General features: G+C 38.9%; 18 protein-coding genes and 2 pseudogenes. 10 read left to right on the top strand and 10 right to left on the bottom strand.

What is annotated here, in order from left to right; all coding sequences use genetic code 11:
- Nucleotides 1-7: 7 nt before the first annotated feature.
- On the bottom strand, nt 8-364 hold the full coding sequence (locus tag RMY64_RS29525) for a hypothetical protein (RefSeq protein WP_322673207.1): 357 nt from the start codon (nt 362-364) through the stop codon (nt 8-10).
- Between the two features lie 880 nt (nt 365-1,244).
- Between RMY64_RS29525 and RMY64_RS36945 the strand changes: the two are divergent.
- A pseudogene (locus RMY64_RS36945) lies at nt 1,245-1,416 on the top strand (efflux RND transporter permease subunit); the annotation flags it as partial.
- A 78-nt stretch (nt 1,417-1,494) separates the two neighbouring features.
- Here the strand turns inward: RMY64_RS36945 and RMY64_RS29520 are convergent.
- The 4 genes and pseudogenes from RMY64_RS29520 to RMY64_RS29505 form a co-directional block, all read right to left on the bottom strand.
- A complete protein-coding gene (locus RMY64_RS29520) occupies nt 1,495-1,926 on the bottom strand; it encodes a GFA family protein (protein ID WP_322673206.1) in 432 nt (143 codons plus the stop codon).
- Between the two features lie 249 nt (nt 1,927-2,175).
- Entirely contained in the window at nt 2,176-2,544 is a 369-nt protein-coding gene (locus RMY64_RS29515; protein WP_322673205.1) for a hypothetical protein, read from the bottom strand.
- Nucleotides 2,545-2,958: 414 nt separating this feature from the next.
- Nucleotides 2,959-3,294: an AMP-binding enzyme gene (locus RMY64_RS29510; protein WP_322673230.1), complete on the bottom strand. Its 336-nt coding sequence runs from the start codon at nt 3,292-3,294 to the stop codon at nt 2,959-2,961.
- A 114-nt stretch (nt 3,295-3,408) separates the two neighbouring features.
- Nucleotides 3,409-4,569: pseudogene (locus RMY64_RS29505) on the bottom strand (AMP-binding protein); the annotation flags it as partial.
- 367 nt (nt 4,570-4,936) lie between these two features.
- Here RMY64_RS29505 and RMY64_RS29500 point away from each other — a divergent pair.
- From RMY64_RS29500 to RMY64_RS29490, 3 genes are all read left to right on the top strand, one after another.
- Nucleotides 4,937-5,920 carry a helix-turn-helix domain-containing protein gene (locus RMY64_RS29500; RefSeq protein ID WP_322673204.1) on the top strand — a complete coding sequence of 328 codons (984 nt, stop codon included), beginning with the start codon at nt 4,937-4,939 and terminating at the stop codon, nt 5,918-5,920.
- Between the two features lie 420 nt (nt 5,921-6,340).
- The gene (locus RMY64_RS29495) at nt 6,341-6,820 is read left to right on the top strand and encodes a hypothetical protein (protein ID WP_322673203.1); all 480 of its coding nucleotides are present in this window, start codon (nt 6,341-6,343) and stop codon (nt 6,818-6,820) included.
- 129 nt (nt 6,821-6,949) lie between these two features.
- Nucleotides 6,950-7,330, top strand: coding sequence for a DUF423 domain-containing protein (locus RMY64_RS29490; protein ID WP_322673202.1), 381 nt, complete (start codon nt 6,950-6,952; stop codon nt 7,328-7,330).
- A 240-nt stretch (nt 7,331-7,570) separates the two neighbouring features.
- On the opposite strand, the gene RMY64_RS29485 is transcribed toward RMY64_RS29490, so the two are convergent.
- Nucleotides 7,571-8,332: a DNA polymerase beta superfamily protein gene (locus tag RMY64_RS29485; RefSeq protein ID WP_322701861.1), complete on the bottom strand. Its 762-nt coding sequence runs from the start codon at nt 8,330-8,332 to the stop codon at nt 7,571-7,573.
- A gap of 710 nt (nt 8,333-9,042) precedes the next feature.
- Between RMY64_RS29485 and egtD the strand changes: the two genes are divergently transcribed.
- The gene (gene egtD / locus RMY64_RS29480; RefSeq protein ID WP_322673200.1) at nt 9,043-10,077 is read left to right on the top strand and encodes an L-histidine N(alpha)-methyltransferase; all 1,035 of its coding nucleotides are present in this window, start codon (nt 9,043-9,045) and stop codon (nt 10,075-10,077) included.
- A gap of 192 nt (nt 10,078-10,269) precedes the next feature.
- On the opposite strand, the gene RMY64_RS29475 is transcribed toward egtD, so the two are convergent.
- Nucleotides 10,270-10,584 carry a hypothetical protein gene (locus tag RMY64_RS29475; RefSeq protein WP_322693185.1) on the bottom strand — a complete coding sequence of 105 codons (315 nt, stop codon included), beginning with the start codon at nt 10,582-10,584 and terminating at the stop codon, nt 10,270-10,272.
- Between the two features lie 539 nt (nt 10,585-11,123).
- On the opposite strand from RMY64_RS29475, the gene RMY64_RS29470 reads away from it, so the two are divergent.
- Nucleotides 11,124-11,249 carry a DUF4351 domain-containing protein gene (locus RMY64_RS29470; RefSeq protein WP_322673229.1) on the top strand — a complete coding sequence of 42 codons (126 nt, stop codon included), beginning with the start codon at nt 11,124-11,126 and terminating at the stop codon, nt 11,247-11,249.
- Between the two features lie 107 nt (nt 11,250-11,356).
- Here RMY64_RS29470 and ilvB read toward each other — a convergent pair whose 3' ends face one another.
- From ilvB to RMY64_RS29455, 3 genes are all read right to left on the bottom strand, one after another.
- Nucleotides 11,357-13,252: a biosynthetic-type acetolactate synthase large subunit gene (gene ilvB / locus RMY64_RS29465; protein ID WP_322673199.1), complete on the bottom strand. Its 1,896-nt coding sequence runs from the start codon at nt 13,250-13,252 to the stop codon at nt 11,357-11,359.
- Nucleotides 13,253-13,378: 126 nt separating this feature from the next.
- The gene (locus RMY64_RS29460) at nt 13,379-14,641 is read right to left on the bottom strand and encodes an MFS transporter (protein WP_322673198.1); all 1,263 of its coding nucleotides are present in this window, start codon (nt 14,639-14,641) and stop codon (nt 13,379-13,381) included.
- 219 nt (nt 14,642-14,860) lie between these two features.
- The gene (locus tag RMY64_RS29455; RefSeq protein WP_322673197.1) at nt 14,861-15,454 is read right to left on the bottom strand and encodes a hypothetical protein; all 594 of its coding nucleotides are present in this window, start codon (nt 15,452-15,454) and stop codon (nt 14,861-14,863) included.
- Between the two features lie 192 nt (nt 15,455-15,646).
- Here RMY64_RS29455 and RMY64_RS29450 point away from each other — a divergent pair, with 192 nt between their 5' ends.
- The 4 genes from RMY64_RS29450 to RMY64_RS29435 all read left to right on the top strand — a co-directional run bounded on the left by RMY64_RS29450 (nt 15,647) and on the right by RMY64_RS29435 (nt 19,657).
- Complete coding sequence (locus RMY64_RS29450) at nt 15,647-16,204, top strand: LemA family protein (RefSeq protein ID WP_322673196.1); 558 nt, start codon at nt 15,647-15,649, stop codon at nt 16,202-16,204.
- Nucleotides 16,205-16,215: 11 nt separating this feature from the next.
- On the top strand, nt 16,216-16,803 hold the full coding sequence (locus RMY64_RS29445; protein ID WP_322673195.1) for a hypothetical protein: 588 nt from the start codon (nt 16,216-16,218) through the stop codon (nt 16,801-16,803).
- Nucleotides 16,769-18,265 carry a DUF3137 domain-containing protein gene (locus RMY64_RS29440; RefSeq protein WP_322701860.1) on the top strand — a complete coding sequence of 499 codons (1,497 nt, stop codon included), beginning with the start codon at nt 16,769-16,771 and terminating at the stop codon, nt 18,263-18,265. Before RMY64_RS29445 ends, RMY64_RS29440 begins: the two co-directional genes overlap by 35 nt.
- 273 nt (nt 18,266-18,538) lie before the next feature.
- Nucleotides 18,539-19,657 carry a ferrochelatase gene (locus RMY64_RS29435; RefSeq protein WP_322673193.1) on the top strand — a complete coding sequence of 373 codons (1,119 nt, stop codon included), beginning with the start codon at nt 18,539-18,541 and terminating at the stop codon, nt 19,655-19,657.
- The last annotated feature ends 16 nt before the right edge of the window (nt 19,658-19,673 follow it).

Below are 19,673 nucleotides of genomic sequence, written 5' to 3'. Positions count from 1 at the left end.
TGATTTATTAATATACCAAGGGTGTCGCGTTGCGCATCTGACGCAAAGAATTTATACAAGCAGGACAATCACAACCAAATAAGTCGATTGCCACATTGCTTTCTTCATCATTGAACTCCAGCATGGGAGCATCTTCTTGAGAAAACTCTATTTCACGCTGATAGTTAGGAATTTGAGCCAATACAGAAGCCCTGGCACATACTAAACCCACTTTATGTTTATTGCGTATACAAGATAGACGATCTGTGCTTTTGACTCCTGGTTCTGGCTCCATAGCTTGTGCGTGATTTAGCATTACTCCCATAGAGAGAAGAGAGCTAATCAGCACTGGAGAAGAAAGCAAACTCAGTATGAATTTGTTCATTGGTTTTCTTGAAAAACAATCTCGATTGCTCAGATTATCCGATTAAATCTTACAGTGCAAGTAAATGTGTATCAGGAATAGCCCAAAATCCAGATGTAGAGATGCAATTTGTCGCGTCTTTGCAATCTAAAATTTTCATCAAAAAACCTTAACCGAACCGTATTGTCATATAATGCAAGTCTGTTTCTGATAATGTCAAAGCAGAAGTTGCTACAGACTGCGCAAAACACCGAAACGCGAAGGCAGAAGCTCTTACAGGCTGCGCGAAACACCGAAACGCGAAGGCAGAAGCTCTTACAGACTGCGCAAAACACCGAAACGCGAAGGCAGAAGCTCTTACAGGCTGCGCGAAACACCGAAACGCGAAGGCAGAAGCTCTTACAGGGAAGACGGAAGTTGCTACAGGCTGCACGAAACACCGAAACGTGAAGGCAAAACAGAGAAGTTTATTAGTATTTTGTACTCCAATTGACCTGATGTCTGCGTCAAAGTGACTTGACAGCAGTTTTCATGTACATGTATTTGAACCACACCTGTCGTAGGGGCGCAAGGCCTTGCGCCTCTAGCGCGTGGTCTATTTACCTGAAAATAGCCGTAATTGATGAGTTATATTATGTCCGCCTAATTAGTTATAATTCCCACATCTGTGCAAAAACCAGGAAACCCTCTTTCCCCCTGACCCCTGCTCCCCTGCCGTCTTAATGATAAGTCTTTAACCGGACACGATATTAGTATTGGCGCGCTCGGCGTTTCACCACTTAATAAATTAATAGAGTGGCTGTTAACAAAAAATAGGTGAACTTTGAACAAGCTAGAGTATGAGATTAGTCGCAAATACGACATTACTTAGTGTAAGGCGAAATGATCTAAGCGACTGAACGATGAATCGCTCTACAATGCGATACGCGATCGCCTCCGTGCCATCATTATCATTATGTCAGCAGGTACAAGCGTTCTAGGCATGGTTCCCTTGGCAATCTTTCTAGGACAGGGATCTCAACTGTATCAAGGTCTAGGAATATGCCTTAACCGGAGGTTTAGCATTTTCTACAAGTTAAGGCATTTACCAAGGCTTTCCTGACAATAATTGCTCAGACAATCACAGATATGCTAAAAAGTAACTCCAATCTTTACTGCTGTGATTGCGGTGCAAACTGTGCAAATACCTCCGCCCCTGTTAGGTTCTTGGTTTCATTGGCAAAACAGTAATATTTGGGCTTTTCATCTATGAATATCTGACGCTCGAAAACAAGACCTTCACAGCTATCGAATAGTCCAACGGGTATGAAATGCTGGTTATTTTGTTTGAATTTGTAAAATAGATGGCTACCACACTTCTTACAGAATGCACGCTCTGCCCATTCTGAAGATTGATAAACTTCGATATATTGTTCACCAGAGAAGCTAACCTCATTTTCACAGTCAACTACTAACAAAGGTCCTCCACCCCAGTTGCGACACATACTACAATGACATGCTTCTACCCGATCGCTCATACGGGTTGTAGAAACGTTTACTACTCCGCACAAGCAGCTACCTTTTGCAATGCTCACATTAGACATATTGTTTCTCTGCTCCCAAAAATGCGCTCTATTTTTACATTCTTTTTTGTTTTATGCTGGAAGTATCTGCACTATTGAGTTTAGAGGCTGATACAACTAATCTAGTCGCTTCTTGACGCTGATTTAAATCAACATTGATGTTACATCTCCAATTTCAAAATATGGAGTTTTGCATCGATCGCGTAGAGTTTAACTCGATGGATGGGCTGAGGTACGAAGCCCATCCTACCGTGGTTGAGTGCAAACGTCTTATTTCAGTTTGCAGCTTGCGGTAAGTTCTAGATTGTAGAAAGTCCCTGGTTTGGGATTAATTGAACGCAACTGCTGGACAAAAGCATTAAATGTTGTATTGCTGATCCCGAAGCCAGCTTCAGCACAAGCAGATAAACCTCCTTCGATGGGAATAGATCCAGTTCTGGGACTATATACAATGAATTTATCGACGGTACTAGTGCCGACAGCAGACCCGATAACCTGGCGAACTGTTCGCAAAGCAGCATTATCTAAGGAACCACCAATACTGCCAATACTGATATTAACGGCACGACTTTCAGCCACTGCCGGCGCACTAATCGACAATATTGCCCCCACAATCATCAAACAGCTGAACTTCTTCATTTTCCTCTCCTCCAAAAAATTGAAAAACTAATAATTAGGTTTCGACATGGATGAAGTACATCAGAGACTTTACCATGTAAGGTTTTCAGACACTAGAGTGTGTGTAAACTACAAAATCTATGATTCTGAACTTTTGAGAATTACTTCAGCATTAGGTCTTTCCTTTTCTGAAAAATATTAATTTCTTAAAAATTCTTTATAAAATCGCCTTTGCAGGCCCTAGCTGTCTAATTGGTGTTGGTTACAGGGAAGCTGAAAAAACATCTAGCAACAGCTATCCCAGTATGAGACTGACTCAATCTCAATGTAGAACAGACCAGCGCTGTGGAGTCCTTGCCTGATTCGCAACTTCAGCCGCTTATATCCTTCAATAACAATATCAGGTAAACTTGGCAGTGAATTTAGATATCGCAACTAACTGCCATAAATCCTCTTTTCATAACCTATCCATTCTTTTTCTCGTAAAAGATACTTTTGAATTTTACCAGTACTAGTTTTTGGCAGAGTCGTAAATTCAATTGTCGTAGGGCATTTAAAAGCAGCAATTTGATCGCGGCAGAATTGGATTAAATTTTGTTCTGTAACTTGCGCGTTTTCTTTGAGGGTAACAAAAGCTTTTGGCACTTCACCCCGCTTGGCATGAGGTACAGCAATAACTGCACATTCTAACACGGCTTCATGGCGGTAAAGACATTGTTCAACTTCAATACTAGAGACATTTTCTCCATTTGTAATGATGATATCTTTCATGCGATCGCGCACTTCAATATAACCGTCAGGGTGCATTACTGCTAAATCACCGCTATGAAACCATCCTCCTCTAAATACCCTTTCAGTTGCTTCTGGGTCATTATAATAGCCTGTCATCACCATATTTCCCCGCATTACCACTTCCCCCATTGTTTCACCGTCCGCCGGGACATCATTCATATTTCGATCTATAACTCGCAAACCATCTGCACCGATATAAGGTACGCCTTGACGTGCCATAAGTTTTGCTTGTTTTTCAATATTTAAATTATTCCAATCTGATTGATATTCACAAACACTATATGGGCCATAAACTTCTGTTAAACCATAAACGTGAATAATTTTTGCGCCAATTTTAGTAAGTTTTTCAATTAATATTGGTGATGGTGGTGCGCCTGCTATAGTGATAGTTAGAGGTTTTGCTAATAATTGCGGACAGTCTGGATGATTGAGGAGAGAAATTAAAATTACAGGTGCAGCATTTAAATGAGTTACCCCTTCTTGTTGAATTAACTTCCAGATATTACCAGGGTTAAACTTACGCAAACAAATATGAGTACCACCGATAGCAGTTACCGCCCAAGTAAAACACCAACCATTGCAGTGAAATATCGGCAGAGTCCATAAATAAACTGAGTTAGGTGTTAGTGTTGTTTCAATTATTTATCCTAAAGAGTTAATATATGCACCGCGATGAGAATACATTACACCTTTGGGTTTACCAGAGGTTCCACTAGTGTAATTAATAGAAATCGTATCCATTTCATCTGTAATTACCCAAGGCAAAGGAGTTGGATTACCAGTTTGGAGAAATGCTTCATAATCCTCTCCATTTATCGGTTCAAATCCTTGATTATCGCTGATATTGATTATATACTTAACAGTTTTGAGACTATTTTGAATAGGTCGAATTATATTTGTTAATTCTGTATCAATAAAAAGAAATTTAGCAACGCAATCATTTAAGATATAAGCAACTTCCTGAGAAGCCAAACGAGTATTAATAGATACGAGAATCCCACCTATTAAAGGCACAGCAAAATGGGCTTCTAGCATGGGTGGAGTATTGAAACAAAAAAAAGCGACGCGATCGCCTTTTTCAAGTCCAGCATGATGCAGTGCTGAGGCTAGACAATTGATCCGCTCTGCAAATTCTCTGTAAGTGAAGCGTTTTTGATTATATATAATAGAAACTTTATGACTATAGACTTTAGCATTACGTTGAATAAAAGTTAGAGGTGTGAGAAAGCTGCGGTCAACTGCTTCAGGGTTCATGGCTAATGCTAACAGTAATTATTTACTGCATGAGCATACCATACGGTCATAAAACACTACATGATTTTTACAGTACTTAGCTACCGCGATCGCATTCAATAAGACTAGACTCAGGGGCAGGCTCAGTCTACCTTGAGATTTCGGTTACTTGCAAATGGTAGGCACTCAAGGTTTTTTCTCACAGAGATGCCAGTATCATTTTTACGATGGTGACTGCATTTATTATGGCTTTGTTCCAGTGTTGACGATCGATTGAAAAATTTAAATTATACAATTAATATCCGGAAAACCAAGGTGAAGTTAGGAAACAATAGTGAAGATATGATTGTAAATTTCTTTGATTGAGTTAATATAAAAGGTTTTCACAATGGTTACTACTTCTGTACACTATTTGCAAATTCTGGGCAATCCAAATATTGAAATTTCTCAAGATGAGTTGCGATCGCTTTTAGGAGAAATAGAAGTACAACTGCATCGTAGCCGAGTTTATCGACGTGCTTTAGCGATTGTGCAGAAGTTAATAGGTGAAGAAACAGATCAAGCTCAAGATTTATTAAAAGCCGTAGGTAGAGAAGCGATTGGTTTAGCATTTCGACAATTTGCCCAACAAGAGCAAAAAGTTGAAACAGCTACAGATACGAAGCAAGCTACAGAAACAGTCAATTCTTCATCAGAGATACAGCAAGAGTATTGTACTCAACAAGAACAATCCTCTAAAAATGCAGCAGAAAATTCGCTGTGGAAAAAACCACTGCAATTTCTGAATCATCAGAGAATTTCTCAAGCAGAACTTGCCTTGCAAGCAGACCAACAACGTATGGTGTGCCTACGTCAAATCGGGCAACAACTCCAGAAAAACCGTCAGTCCAAAGGGCTTTCTTTAGACCACATCCAGCTTTCCACTCATATCCGAACCGAGCTGATAGAGGCATTAGAAAACGGCAACTCGAAAGAATTGCCAGATGACATTTTTGTACGTGGATTTATCCGACGTTATGGAGATGCTTTAGGACTTAATGGTGTTGCTTTAGCTGCTTCTTTGCCAGTACAAGCAGCTATACCAGTAACTCAGCCTCTTTCGTACCAATCTAAAAAAGGAATGGGATTAGAAATTCGTCCGACGCATTTATATGTAGGTTATACAGCTCTTCTTGCTGGTGCAATGGGAGGATTAGCTTTGATGTCCCAGCAACAAGCAAATACCAATATATCAACTGAGCAAGATAACTCTTCTTCGGTTTTACAATCGTTAAAACAACAATCCCCTACTGTTAAACCGGGGATTAAATCCATTAATAATACTGGTGTGGCTGTCGGATCTGATATTTCCCCACCAGAAGGATCGTATTAACGAACTGCACCACAATCCAATTACATCTTAATATTGACCTCAGTTCGGGAAAAGTCAGTTTAATGTAGAGTTTCAGCTTATCCCGAACTCAGCTTTTATTAAATCTTACGCCGTCCTCGCCACTCCATTCCGATCATGAGTGGTGAGCATAGTCTGCGTAGGCAAAAAATATTGTGTAAAAGCTAAAAAACTGTAATTGGGAGTTAATTGATTTGACTTTTCACAGTATCTGAAAAACCTCACTTCTATTTATCTCTCCTTTTAGGAGAGAGATTTTGAATTTTCCCCTTTACTGACGCGGTAAGGGGATTTTTGGTAGACTTTTCCACATAACGTGAAAAGTCAGGTTAATTGAGATATTGGAACCTTTATGAAAGTCAGGTTAAAATCGCAAGCAAAGTGTAAATCTGAAGTGAAACTATGAAAACTGCTGAAAAATTAGCTGCCGGTTGGCTACTGACACTCGGATTCATGTTTGTAACTCTATCAGCAACAGCGGCACTAGAAAAATTCGCTACACCTAAAGCCATCTCAATACCGGCGGGTGAGTATGAGTTTAACGCACCGAATGCTACTTATGAAGATAATAATGCTGCTGTTGGTGGTCTAATTTTTGGTGTCCCTACCCTAACACTGGGCACGTGGTTAGCATTGGGATTGTACCGTCAAAGTCGGCAGGAGAAAAAGGCAATTAATCAACAAGTTAGCGATCGCCTGCAATCGATTTTTTATGAGATGCTACAAGAAAATCACGGGCGCGTAACTGTTTTAGGCTTTGCCATCCAGTCACAATTACCCGCAGCCCACGCCAGACAATATTTAGATGAAAAAGCTAAAGAATTCAATGCAAATTTTAAGGTGAACGAAGAAGGGGCTGTATCATATCATTTTGATGTCTAATTGTCATTAGTCATTTGTCCTTTGTCCTTCGTCCTTTGTCATTTGTTATTTGTTATTCACTAATGACCAATTACTAATGACTAATGACCAATGACCAATGACTACTTTACAAACTTACGGCTAGGTCTCATGACGCAGATTTTTTTGAGCGTAGCTGCCATTTTAGGCGGTTTGTCGGTTGCTGCTGGTGCTTTTGCTTCCCATGCCCTGCGGGAAAAGATTAGTGAGCGATCGCTAGAAATTTTTGAAACTGGCGCTCGTTACCAAATGTATCATGCTCTGGCACTTTTTCTAGTAGCAATACTAATTAGTCGTACCGAGTCGCCTCAACCCACACTCGTAGCCAGTGGATGGCTATTTATTATTGGCATTGCTATTTTCTCAGGTAGCTTGTACGCCCTTAGCTTAACCGGTATTAAATCCTTGGGAGCGATCGCACCACTAGGCGGCACAGCCTTTCTTGCAGGTTGGGGTGCTTTAGCTTTTGCTGCTTGGAATTTGAAGTGGTAAAAAAGTTAGAAGTTAGGAGTTTTTAACTCTTAACTTCATTTTTTAGAGGATCATTTATCTTGTCTTTACAGCATATTTTCAACAAAAATGTTTTCTAAAAAATAATATTAGTCAATTCATCAATCATAATTTTAACAACGTGCATATAAATAAATTAATACCGTTATCTATAAATCACGCCGAATTTTCAATTTCTAAATTTATCTTGTTTAAAAAGGCTAGTAATGAGGAGTTAAAAGCTTATAAGTTATAGCTCTTTGTTCTCAGGCGTATTAACAAATTATCCAAATCTGCATTAGCTGAAGGTGCTTCTGGTAATGAGCTAGATTGATATGCATCTTGTAACTTATTATGCAGACGTTCATATTCTCTTTGATAAAAAGCTACATTAATACCTGACAAAATAGATTTTTCTGTATCTGTTAATTTTTGGGAGATCAAATCAGAAATATAGGGTAAATTAAAAACCTCATTTAGCTTAACTAAATTAGACTCAACTACTCCTGTTTGCATTAGATAGATACCAGTTAATAGAACTCGGTAAACATAAAGTAATGGTTTAATTCGATGTGTATGTTCTTTCTCAAAAAGTTTCCATTGTGTTGCGGCAAAACCAAAATAATGGTAGCTATGATGACGGGTAATATAATTTTTAGCAATGATTTTCAATTCCTCATGTTCAGGTGAGGTTATTAATATTAAAGGAGAATACAATTGTTCTAATACATAACCATTCTTTTTAAGTAGCATCAAAAAGAATTTTTTGACATCATGAGTTACTAGATCAATTTCTAAAGATTCGCGAACTTCTGAAATTTCAATAGTTTCATTTCTAGTCTGTAATCCCACTACTTCTTGAACTGGTAAAATATGCACACCACGCAAGTCATAATCAGAATCGGGTGAGGGAAAGCCATATAAGTGAGAACCGCTGATGATGGCGAATAAAAAGGGGTAAGGCTGTTGCCTAATAATTGTGTTAAGAGAAGTTGGAATATTCATATATTTCTAGGTAATTGGATTGCTTGCCCAGAAAATAGCATCATTAGTGTGGGAGCAGACTATGAGATTCAAATTGAGTGAATTTAGTGTGAAAAAGGCTATTGCTCCAGTCTACGATGAATATCGCTCGAAAACTTTTGCGCTATTTTAGGATATTAGGAGTTACGCACTGTACAAATGAATCATCTTGTGTATTAACGTAAATAGGTTGTTTCAGGCTTTTACAAAGCATCCTTTGTTAATTGCGATCGCAAAAAGATAATTGAAAAATCTAGCTAAAAGCCTTGAAAGGCATATCTATCATTTAGGATTTTCTGTCAATGCGTAAGTCCTAGATATGACAAAGCCACATTATTTAGTCAACTTCATTCTGACCAAAACAGACTCATGGTACAAGCCCCTAAATTTATTTATGGGGATAATAATTTTGAATTTTGAATTTTGAATTTTGAATTCCCCGAAGGGGTTGACTCGATCTGCTATTTGCTGGTACTTGGGGTATATTGCCTATATCAAATCTTTATCGCTGCGAGAACATAGCACTTAGGCACTTACTTGCTACTATTTTAATGGAAAATGCTGAAAAATAGCTTGAAAGCTTGAGCTATATTGCTCAAGCATGATTTTATTAACTATGGCTATGTGTTTCACTGATTGGAGTAAAGGTCTGCTATCAAAGTAACCTATTACGCCAAGCAAACGGAGGTTTCATGTCGATATCTAAAGCTATTAACAGCAAGGTTACTTCTCAAAGCAGCGTTGAAAAACGCTTGGAGATAGAACGTTTGGTAGGAGCAACTCAAATAGTTGCACCTAGTGTTGGGAGTGATGTAGTGAAGGGATTAACTCAAACACCTAAATCTCTACCCCCTTGTTACTTTTATGATGACCGTGGTTCCGATCTGTTTGAGCAAATCTGCGATTTACCAGAATATTATCTTACACGCACAGAAACAACGATTTTACAACAGTATGCTGGTGAAATTGCCAAGATAACTGGCGTTTGTGAATTGGTAGAACTTGGCAGTGGTAGTTCTAGTAAAACCCGCATTTTACTAGATGCCTATCAGCAACTAGGCTATCCTCTGCATTACCTACCAATTGATGTGAGTGCAGGTATGTTGGAAAATAGTGCCAAGCAGTTATTAAAAGATTATCCCTTACTCCAAGTTTATGCACTAGCGGGAACCTATGAATTAGCCCTTGCAAAACTCCTACCAACGCAATTACCGAGTCGGATGATTTGTTTTATTGGTAGCAGCTTAGGTAATCTTACCCCTGATGAGTGTGATGTGTTCTTTTCTCAAATTACCAATGCTCTACAAGTAGGTGAGTATTTTTTATTGGGGATAGATTTACGAAAGCCAAAACAGATTTTGGAACCAGCTTATAACGACAGCCAGGGAGTAACAGCTGCATTTAACCTCAATATGCTGGAACATTTAAATCAGCGGTTTGAGGGTAACTTTGACACCACCCAGTTTGAACACCGAGCATTTTACAATGAAAGCGAGCATCAAATAGAAATGCATTTACGCAGCTTGCGATCGCAAATTGTAGAATTACGCGCTCTTAATCTTAAGGTTAATTTTGCACAAGGTGAGACTATCCTCACCGAAATTTCCCGCAAATTTGACCTTGATCTTATCAAACAGCAACTAACTGCACAAGGTTTATTACCTCTTCATGTATGGAGAGATCCAAATCAATGGTTTGGCTTAATACTCTGTCAGCTGCAAGCATAAAGCAAATCAGAGTATGCCTGATATATATAGTGGTTCTCAGTTGAGTCCAATATATAGCTAACAAAAACAACCCTTCCCTAAAAGCATTAGGGAGTAACGCTCAAAGCCTCTCTCCTTAAAGGAGAGAGGTCAAAATGTATGAATGCAAATTTTGATCGACCTAAGCAAGTAAACTAAATATTTAATCGCTAATTATTGCTGCATCGAAGGTGTAGGAAAAATTCTGCTGAATATAGGAACCCGTGGACGAGGTTTATTTGCTGTTATATTGGTATTAGTAGCAGAAGAGTTATTAGTTACCTCAGAAAGAAGAGATGGTTTGCTATTAGTAGAATTGGTAAAATCACTTAATTGGGTAGCTGAAGGTGAACTTGAAGATATGGAAGTAACATTCTTAAGATTTTGATTGTTGGTTTTTACCGGAGTTTGAGCTTGAGATGGAGTAACAAGGAAAGTTGAACTTGTTCCTAATACCAGTACGAGCAAATGAGAAATATATTGTTGCATAGGGATTGGAATTGATTATATGCGTTCAGAAGTATTCAGAGCTTAAAGAAGTTGTGTTTGTTCTCAGTTAGAAATAAAACTGCAATTTTTCCATATAGTCATAACGCTGTTGTCCAATAAACTTGAACACAGCGATTTCAAATGAACAGACTATTAATGCTTAGTACATTAATTCGCTAACAACAATCTACTTTTCTTAATCAATAGGAAGCTCAACTCTCTTTTATAAAAGAAAGAGAGCAGTTATTTTAAGACTACTGAATCTGTCTGAAAAAAGTTAGCAAATAGATACACCTGGAATAATTGACGTTTTTTAATCAACTAAGCCAGCACAACTTTTAATATTGTATTTATATTTAACTTTTTAATAAAAGAGGAATGTTACTGAAATTTAAAAAAAACTGATTTATCTAAAATCAACTCTTACTCGCATATTTAACTAACTAAAGCAAAAAGTATATGAATTTTTAATAAAACCTAAGTTTGATAAGTAGTTTTCAGAACGCTTTGCTGCAATTAAAACAGAAATATAACAGCAGATTTGCACATTATCGATTACTCAATTAGAAGAATTAGCTGAGGTGCTGTTAGATTCCAACAGTCAAAGCGATTTAGTGAATTATTTAGGAAATATCTTTTTACCTCAACCTCATCAGGAAGATTAAGGGATGCCTACGTAAGAGAAAAGGGGGCAGGAATTAGGGAAATTTCTGCATCCTGCTCCCCTTCATCCTTGCTCCCCTACCTCTCTAGTCGAAATTATCAAAAACCGTTACAGCTTTGTGCCACACTCAGCACAGAAGTTGTGCGTAGGAGCATTTTTGGCATTGCAATGGCTACAATACACTGGCTCGGCTGCGGCTTTGGGCAGTTGCTTCTGCAAGCCGACCATTTGAGCGTTGCTCTTACCAGGGGCTACCATTGGATAGCAGTTTTCGTCTCTGGTGACGTGGACATTTAAGATTACTGGCCCTTTGTGTGCCAGCATTTCGGCGATCGCATCTTTTAATTGACTGCGATCGCTGATTATCATGCCTTTAATGCCATAAGCTTTTCCCAATAACTCTACGTCTGGCATTCCTATTTCCATGTCGGAGCATGAGTAACGTTCACCATAGAAGGCTTGCTGCCACTGGCGCACCATCCCTTGCCAGCCGTTGTTGATAATTATTGTCTTGACATTTATTCCATACTGTGCTGCTGTTCCTAGTTCCTGCAAACACATTTGGAAACTAGCATCACCGCTAATACAGATGACTTCTTCATCAGGAAACGCCACTTTCGCGCCAATTGCCGCAGGTAAGCCAAAACCCATAGTTCCCAAACCAGCGCTAGAAATCCAGCGCCTTGGGCCATTCTTCAGGAATTGTGCTGCCCACATTTGATGCTGTCCGACATCTGTGGTGTAGAAAGCGTGGGGTGCTTGACTATTGACTTCTACAATTACTTCTTGGGGTGAAATGCTGTCGGGATGCTGCGGCACTATGAGAGGATACTCATCGCGCCAACGGTTAACTAGATTTAGCCACTCTTGGTTTTGATTTGGTGTAGCCTTAATCCCTGCTTCTTTGCAGCGACGCAACAAGTCTATCAACACGTTCCGTACATCGCCGACGATGGGCACTTCGGGAATGCGGTTTTTGCCGACTTCTGCTGGATCGATGTCGATGTGAATTACTTTGGCGCGGGAAGCGAATTCGTCTAACTTACCTGTAACGCGATCGTCAAATCTAGCGCCGACGCAAATCAGCAAGTCACAATCACTAACAGCGAAGTTAGCGTAAGCAGTGCCGTGCATCCCCAACATTCCCAAAGCGAGGGGATGATGTTCGTCAAAGGCACCGATCCCCATTAAAGTTGTGGTGACAGGGATATCGAATAATTCAGCTAGTTGTTTGATTTCTTCATGAGCGCCAGCTGCGATCGCACCACCACCCACATACAATAGCGGACGGCGACTTTCAGTAATCAACTGAATTGCGGCATGAATTTGTCGGGGATTTCCCTTCACCGTGGGACGATAACCGCGTAACTTGACTGAACCTGGTTTTACAGGTACATAGTCAAATTCTTCTAGAGCTACATCTTTGGGGACATCAATCAAAACTGGCCCCGGACGCCCAGTGCTAGCGATGTGGAATGCTTCGGCGACAATTCGCGCCATATCTTTGGGATCGCGCACCACATACGAGTGCTTGACGATTGGGAGGGTAATTCCGTAAATATCAGTTTCTTGAAACGCATCTGTACCAATCGACGGACGTGCTACCTGTCCCGTGACTACAATCATCGGGATTGAATCCATGTAGGCGGTGGCGATGCCTGTCACCAAGTTAGTTGCTCCTGGGCCAGAAGTACCAAAGCATACTCCTACTTTGCCTGTAGCACGGGCATAACCATCAGCAGCGTGGGCTGCGCCTTGCTCGTGTCTCACGAGAATGTGCTTCATAGCACCAGTTGCTTCCACCTTATATAGGTCATCGTAAATTGGGAGAATTGCCCCACCAGGATAACCAAAAATATAATCAACGCCGTGGCGATGAAGGCTGTCAAGCAGAGCAAAACCGCCAGATGCACGTTTGGGCACGACTGGCGGACTAGAAGCACGAGACTGTTTGTGATTCTCGATTTGTGGGAGACTAATTGGGGAAAGCGATCGCACGGTCAAACCTCAGACTATAGCTAAAGTTAATGCTGAATTCTGTAGTTAAGATTTCATTTTAATGGAAAAGTCCAATTAAATTCTGAGAATTTTATATATTAGATATAAAGCTAGATTATTAGCCTACATTAATTAAATTACGTCTTGCAAGACATTGCGGGTATTTTTCCAAGCCCAAACACCGACAACCACGACAACAATACTCATTCCTACTAGTATAAATCGCAAGCCCAGAGCATCAGTTAATGGGCCAGTAATCGCCAGAGGTAATGCCAGAGCGATGTTGACGGCATGATTTTGAAAGCCAAATACTTTACCGTGCATGGTCGGTGGTGTTTGCTGTTGAATTAAAGTTTGCATGGGGACACCAATTAAAGCAGCACCTATACCCAAAAATGCACAGAGTCCTAGCGCCAGCAACAAGTTGTGCGTAAAAGTGAACACTCCTAAAACTAGTGCGATCATCAAAAATCCAATTAAAGGTAGAGGCTTGCGATGCAATTTATCACCCCAGTGACCTAAAATTGCCGCACCAAAGACCATACCCACGCCTGCTGCTGCCAAGAAAAAGCCAAACTGTTTTTCTTTTAGACCAAACTCCTCAGCTAATCGAATCGTCAGCACTGTTAAGGCTGCAAACACACAATATAAGGTTGTCAGTTGCAGCATAGCGTTCAAGATCAAAGGGTTTTTCCTGAGATAGCGCAGGCTCTCAGTGAATTCAGCCCAAGGGTGATTTGATGCCCGATGTTCCCGGTGAGGTTTGTCTTCTTTAAACTTAATTGGCTGCATAATTGCAGCCGATAATATATATAATCCACCAACCACAAGCTCTTGACCGTATTCTTCTCCCATCCAGCTTTTCGACAAACTCAAAATCGGCTCTCCAATGGCAAAACCAACAATTAAAGCTCCCATCATCGTGCTGCTAAACAGCGCATTAGCTGCCAACAAATTTTCTCGCTTCACTAACAAGGGAATTGCTGCTTGCTCGGCTGGTGCAAAAAACTGCGTCACCGTGGAAATAGCAAAAGTCAGGATTAACAAAATCAGGAATTGTCGTGGTAACAAGGGAAGACACAGCGTTAATATTCCCCGCACGACATCTGAGCCGACCATTATCAGCTTTTTTGGCAATCGGTCAACAAAGATACCACCAGCAGAGCCGAACAAAATTGCTGGGATTGTAAAGGACAGCATCAAGGTTGAGTACATTGAGTTTTGTGCCAACCCAGGAAGCGGTGGGTAGTTCTCCAGCAGAGCAATCAGCAAAACGAAGAAGACCTTATCTGCTAATTGGGACAGAAGTTGCCCAATCCACAGGAGCATAAAACCACGGTTTTTTAGCAGTGCGCTAAACCCGTTATTAACAGCAGCTGGTTCAGTTGGAAACATTAGATACTTTGGGTAGATGGGGCATGGGGCATGGGGTATGAGGCATGGGGCATGGGGCATGGGGCATGGGGTATGGGGCATTGGGCATTAGACAGAGGGGAGAATAAATGTTGATTCCAAACTCCAAACTCCAAACTCTTAACTCCTAACTTCAAACTCCAAACTCCTAACACCAAACTCCTAACTCCTAACTCCTAACTCCTAATTCTGTTGTCCGGATTAATTTGCTTCATAGTGCTTTAACAGCATAAGCAAAAATTCAGCTGCTGTCAGACGACCTTTGGGTGGAATAATCTCGATGGATGAATCTACCCAGCAGCCTTGTACAGTTTGGGGAGATTTCCAGATGGACAAATGATCGACTCCTGGTTCTGCATAAAAGTTATTTTGCCCACTACCAAGTAAACATGAACTCCAATGAGTGAAATAATCATGACTTATCCGATGAATCGGGAAATTTCCCTGTAGTGGTACTCCCCATCCATCTATAGCAATAAACGCTTTCACACGACCACCCAAGAGTTGCCACAAATGTGCTGCCCCTATTGCCCCAACTACCCCAGCACTAAAGCTAATAAATATAATTGGTGATTTTATAGAGTCGGTCAAGCCATACCTGCGGTGAGCTAGGCTAACGCGCAAAAACTGCAAAATATGAAATGCTGATAAAACTAAAAAATCTTTACCCGGATAAACCAGGATATTTGGGGGATTAGGTGCGATCGCGCTATTACCAACTACATCTAACAATTCTACTCTAAAGCTTTCAGTTAACTCTGGCTCATGAATTCCAGGGCAAATAATTATACTCATCTATAACACTATTTTTGATTTTTTGAGTCTTACGATGTACAGAGTTTTTTTCAAAAATCAAGGAGTTTATATATATTACCTTGCTTTTACTGAGGAAATTATAGCCTCTTTACATATTTTTCCGAAAGAATACTATTCTAAAAAACTATTAATTTGAATTATAAATAATGTTAGATTAATCTAATCAGTCAAATGTTTATTTTTATAATTAGCTTTTTAATTTTAGTTTTAAGTATTTTTATTATTCTATATAATAGTTTAATTAAGAAAAAGAATCAAGTTCATAATGCATTTTCTACTATTGATGTAATTCTGCAAAAAAGAAGCGACTTGATACCTAGACTTGTTACCTTAGCTCAAATATATATGCAATTTGAGCAAAAAACATTGATAGAAATTAGTAGGCTCAGAAGTAGAGCAACTTCAAAAAACTTAAGCGACAATAGCCGAGTTGCTGTAGAAGACCAAATTTCGATAATGTTAAGTAAAATTATAGTAATAGTTGAAGCATATCCCGAATTAAAAACAAACGACCATTTTATCCAATTACAATATTCCTTAAGTGAAGTAGAAGAACAACTTTCCGCCGCCAGAAGATTCTATAACTCTGCCGTAACTGAATATAATAACGCCGTAGAAATGTTTCCAACAAATATTATAGCTTCGTGGATGAAGTATAAACTAAAATTGCAGTTTCAAGCTAATCTACAAGCAAAAAACAATGTAAATATTGAAATAAACCATAAGTAATTTAAAAAAAAATGCCAAAATTTAATTCTGCACAAAATCAGGAATTATTAAATGGAATAGCTAAACTATTACAATATAAAAAATACAATTTAGCGCTTCAGGGATTGGAATTTTTTTTCCAAGATAATACAGAAACCAATACAAAAGAATATTTATATGCACGAGTATTGCTTTTAGACGCATACCTCTATAATAGTCACTTTGATCAAGCAATTAAATTATGCCAAGAATTGAGCAACAGTAAACATAAAACAACTCAGATATTAGCACAATACTATCTTGCCGAAGTATTTTCAGAAGCTAAACCTACAAAACAAAAATCATCACTAAATTCACCTAAAAGTTCACTCACCCCTGCACAAGCGACTGAACTTATAAACACTGGGTATGAAGCTCTTACTAAAAAACGCTATAAAGAAGCAATTAGAGCATTTAAAATTTTCTGGCAAGCCGCTTCTCCGACCACGAAAGAATATTTAAAAGCACACAAATTACTGATAAAAGCATATCAGGAAAATGGGCAAATTAATCAGGCGATCGCTCTTTGTCAGCAACTCCTGATTAATGAACACGAACCAACACGAAAATGGGCAAATTAATCAGGCGATCGCTCTTTGTCAGCAACTCCTGATTAATGAACACGAACCAACACGAAAATGGGCAAGGCGACTTTTATTTACAGATAATATTATTGATGTGTCTGCGACTTCACAAAACCCTACCGAATCAGAACTTAAGCTACAAACACCAAGCGAAACCTTGCCAGAAGAACCCGAACCAGCTCTTGAAAAGTTTACGCCAAAAACATTAAAAGAATTCAAAGTATTTTGTCAGAAAAATCTATTGAGTGAATTAAAAACACTTGAAACTTATAGAAAACAAGTTTTATTATCTATTGTTACTGCTCATCTAGTTTTTTTATCTCTTGCAATTATACTAATTAGGTTTTTTACATTTATATCTCCTTTTATTAAAGTTTCTAGCGAAACTAGTTTGTCTTTTAAGGTTGGATCTGAATTAATAATATTAATACCATTTGGATTTATCATTTTCTTTTTCTGTTATTTATTAGTCTTTTTGTTACTTTTTTGGGCTTGGATAATTTTTTATGGTGCAGCATTTGAAACATTTTTTAGCCCCTATAAATCAAAAATGCCTGAAAAATTATTCACTTTTATTCATGAAAAAGAAACATTAAGGTATATAAATCATTCTTCACCTATAGATATCAAAAATATTACAGATAGCTTCAACCACAGCCAATTGTTTCAAGGAATTGTAAAATCAAACAATATTATACAAGATGATTATATTTATGGCAAAATCAATGGTATTGATATCCACTTTTCTAATATTCGCGCAGAATCAGAGTTGAAGCACTCTCGGACAAATCCTCTAGATATTCCATCAATTACAATTTTGCAAGAAGACACAACTTACTCAACTTGGTATGCCTTGTATCATCTTACTATTATTCCACCATTTATATCTTATACATTTTTCTTACTTGTAAGGTTATTAAAAATAATTCCATATATACTTGGCAGTATTTTGCAAGGTAAAAACATTGAATATAAAAAATTTGAAGCTGAGGTTTTTAGAAATAACTTCACTCGTGCAAGTGTAGTTTTTAAAGGATTATTTTTTCAAGCTAAATTTCAAACAAATCTGCGGACTGTTACAATCGTTCAGCCAAAATTCATTAAGGCTAATATTAATACTATTAATATTGCTAACAAAGATGAAATTAAATTAGAAGATCCAGAATTTGCTAAATTCTTTATTGTTTATGGGGACGATCAAATAGAAGCCCGTTATATTTTATCTACTAGTTTAATGGATAAAATAGTTAATTTTCGCAAGAAAACCAATAGAAATATTTATATTTCTTTTGTTGATGACATGATATACGTAGCCATTGAAGAAGCAGTAGAAAATAATATATTTGAACCTAATCTATATAAAAGTGTGTTAAGCTTTGCGTCTTTAAGGGAATATTTTGAAACTCTTAACTTGATGCTGGGCATTGTTGAAGATTTAAATCTTGATAGACGTATTTAGCAAAAAGCTACACCAAATTAATTTCACTGAAAACGTGGCTTTTTGGCATCTTAAGCACTTTCGCTATTCCAGCACGATAGCAGATACCGCATTGGTTCAATGCCCAATGCCCAATGCCCTACATAAGTTTTATATGTCTTTTGATGTATTATTTTGATTTTCCCACCTATCCTATCCCCCTGGATGGGATAATAAGTTATAAGTAGGGAAAATGTGCAAACTGTTCTCTAACTTTATATTTCTCTGCACTCTGGTTATATTGAGGAATTAATTGTGGTTGCCACGCCGGAAAAAGTACAACACACCCACGAGCATCTATCAGGTAAAGACCGTGTAGCCGTATTGCTTATGGGCTACGGCGAAGTCGAAAGCTACGAAGATTTCGCCAACTATAACGAACAGGCTTTAAATCTACTTACAGCAAAATTTGCACCAGTGCCAACCTGGATTTATCCGCCTCTGGCAAAGCTTTTGGCGCTATTTGACCGCCATGAGTGGGGACACACACATCACGATTTTATCTCCCCACACAATGCCATCTTTGAACAGCAGCGTGCTGGGATTGAGAAGAATTTACAAGAAAAATGGGGCGAGAAGGTTCAAGTTTTCAAGGCTTTCAACTTTTGCGCTCCTTTTCTACCCAATCAAGTTTTGGCAGAAATCAAAAACCAAGGTTTCGAGAAGCTGCTGATTTACCCACTGCTGGTTGTTGATTCTATTTTTACTAGTGGGATTGCGATCGAGCAAGTTAACAACGCTCTGGTTGAGTTGGCTGATGGTGAAGAACATTGGGTTAAAGCACAGCGCTACATTCCTTCTTTCTTCAACGAACCAGCTTATATCGATTTGATGGCTCATCTGGTTGAGGAGAAAATTGCTGAGTTAGCCGGAGCTTATCTACCTTCTCAAATCGGTATTGTCTTAATGAATCACGGCTGTCCCCACAAAGCTAAAGGCTTTACTTCTGGGATTGCCGAAAGTGAAGCAATGTACGACTTGGTTCGGGAAAAGTTGATTAACCGCTATCCCTTAATCTCCGTGGGTTGGCTCAATCATGACACACCCTTAATTGATTGGACACAGCCAAATGCAGAGCAAGCTGCAAATAACCTGATCCAATTGGGTGCGAAAGTGGTAATTTTTATGCCAATTGGCTTTGCCACAGAAAACCACGAAACTCTATTGGATGTACACCATATCATCCATGCTTTAGAGAAACAGCATCCTGGCACGAACTACGTGCAAATGGCTTGCGTCAACGACCATCCAGAATTTTTGGCAATGGCGGCGCAATGGGCTGATACTCATATAGCAGAGTTGTTGTCAGAGCAACCTTTAGCAGTTAATCCCCAACTAGCTGGGGATCACCATCATCACCACCACCATCATTAAGTAAAGTTTGAGTTTA

The organism is Nostoc sp. DedQUE08, from assembly GCF_034530895.1.
GTDB lineage: Bacteria > Cyanobacteriota > Cyanobacteriia > Cyanobacteriales > Nostocaceae > Nostoc.
Note: the sequence above shows the minus strand (reverse complement) of the source record. Positions and strands in the feature narration are given on the sequence as shown.

Bases quoted from the DNA above. Each gene is read 5' to 3' on its own strand.
- RMY64_RS29475 (WP_322693185.1), bottom strand. From the start codon at position 10,584: ATGCAACAATATATTTCTCATTTGCTCGTACTGGTATTAGGAACAAGT.
- RMY64_RS29450 (WP_322673196.1), top strand. From the start codon at position 15,647: ATGTTTATTTTTATAATTAGCTTTTTAATTTTAGTTTTAAGTATTTTT.
- RMY64_RS29520 (WP_322673206.1), bottom strand. From the start codon at position 1,926: ATGTCTAATGTGAGCATTGCAAAAGGTAGCTGCTTGTGCGGAGTAGTA.
- RMY64_RS29440 (WP_322701860.1), top strand. From the start codon at position 16,769: ATGAACACGAACCAACACGAAAATGGGCAAATTAATCAGGCGATCGCT.
- RMY64_RS29455 (WP_322673197.1), bottom strand. From the start codon at position 15,454: ATGAGTATAATTATTTGCCCTGGAATTCATGAGCCAGAGTTAACTGAA.
- RMY64_RS29510 (WP_322673230.1), bottom strand. From the start codon at position 3,294: ATGAAAGATATCATCATTACAAATGGAGAAAATGTCTCTAGTATTGAA.
- RMY64_RS29495 (WP_322673203.1), top strand. From the start codon at position 6,341: ATGAAAACTGCTGAAAAATTAGCTGCCGGTTGGCTACTGACACTCGGA.
- RMY64_RS29485 (WP_322701861.1), bottom strand. From the start codon at position 8,332: ATGAATATTCCAACTTCTCTTAACACAATTATTAGGCAACAGCCTTAC.
- RMY64_RS29445 (WP_322673195.1), top strand. From the start codon at position 16,216: ATGCCAAAATTTAATTCTGCACAAAATCAGGAATTATTAAATGGAATA.
- RMY64_RS29515 (WP_322673205.1), bottom strand. From the start codon at position 2,544: ATGAAGAAGTTCAGCTGTTTGATGATTGTGGGGGCAATATTGTCGATT.
- RMY64_RS29460 (WP_322673198.1), bottom strand. From the start codon at position 14,641: ATGTTTCCAACTGAACCAGCTGCTGTTAATAACGGGTTTAGCGCACTG.
- RMY64_RS29500 (WP_322673204.1), top strand. From the start codon at position 4,937: ATGGTTACTACTTCTGTACACTATTTGCAAATTCTGGGCAATCCAAAT.
- RMY64_RS29525 (WP_322673207.1), bottom strand. From the start codon at position 364: ATGAACAAATTCATACTGAGTTTGCTTTCTTCTCCAGTGCTGATTAGC.
- RMY64_RS29490 (WP_322673202.1), top strand. From the start codon at position 6,950: ATGACGCAGATTTTTTTGAGCGTAGCTGCCATTTTAGGCGGTTTGTCG.
- egtD (WP_322673200.1), top strand. From the start codon at position 9,043: ATGTCGATATCTAAAGCTATTAACAGCAAGGTTACTTCTCAAAGCAGC.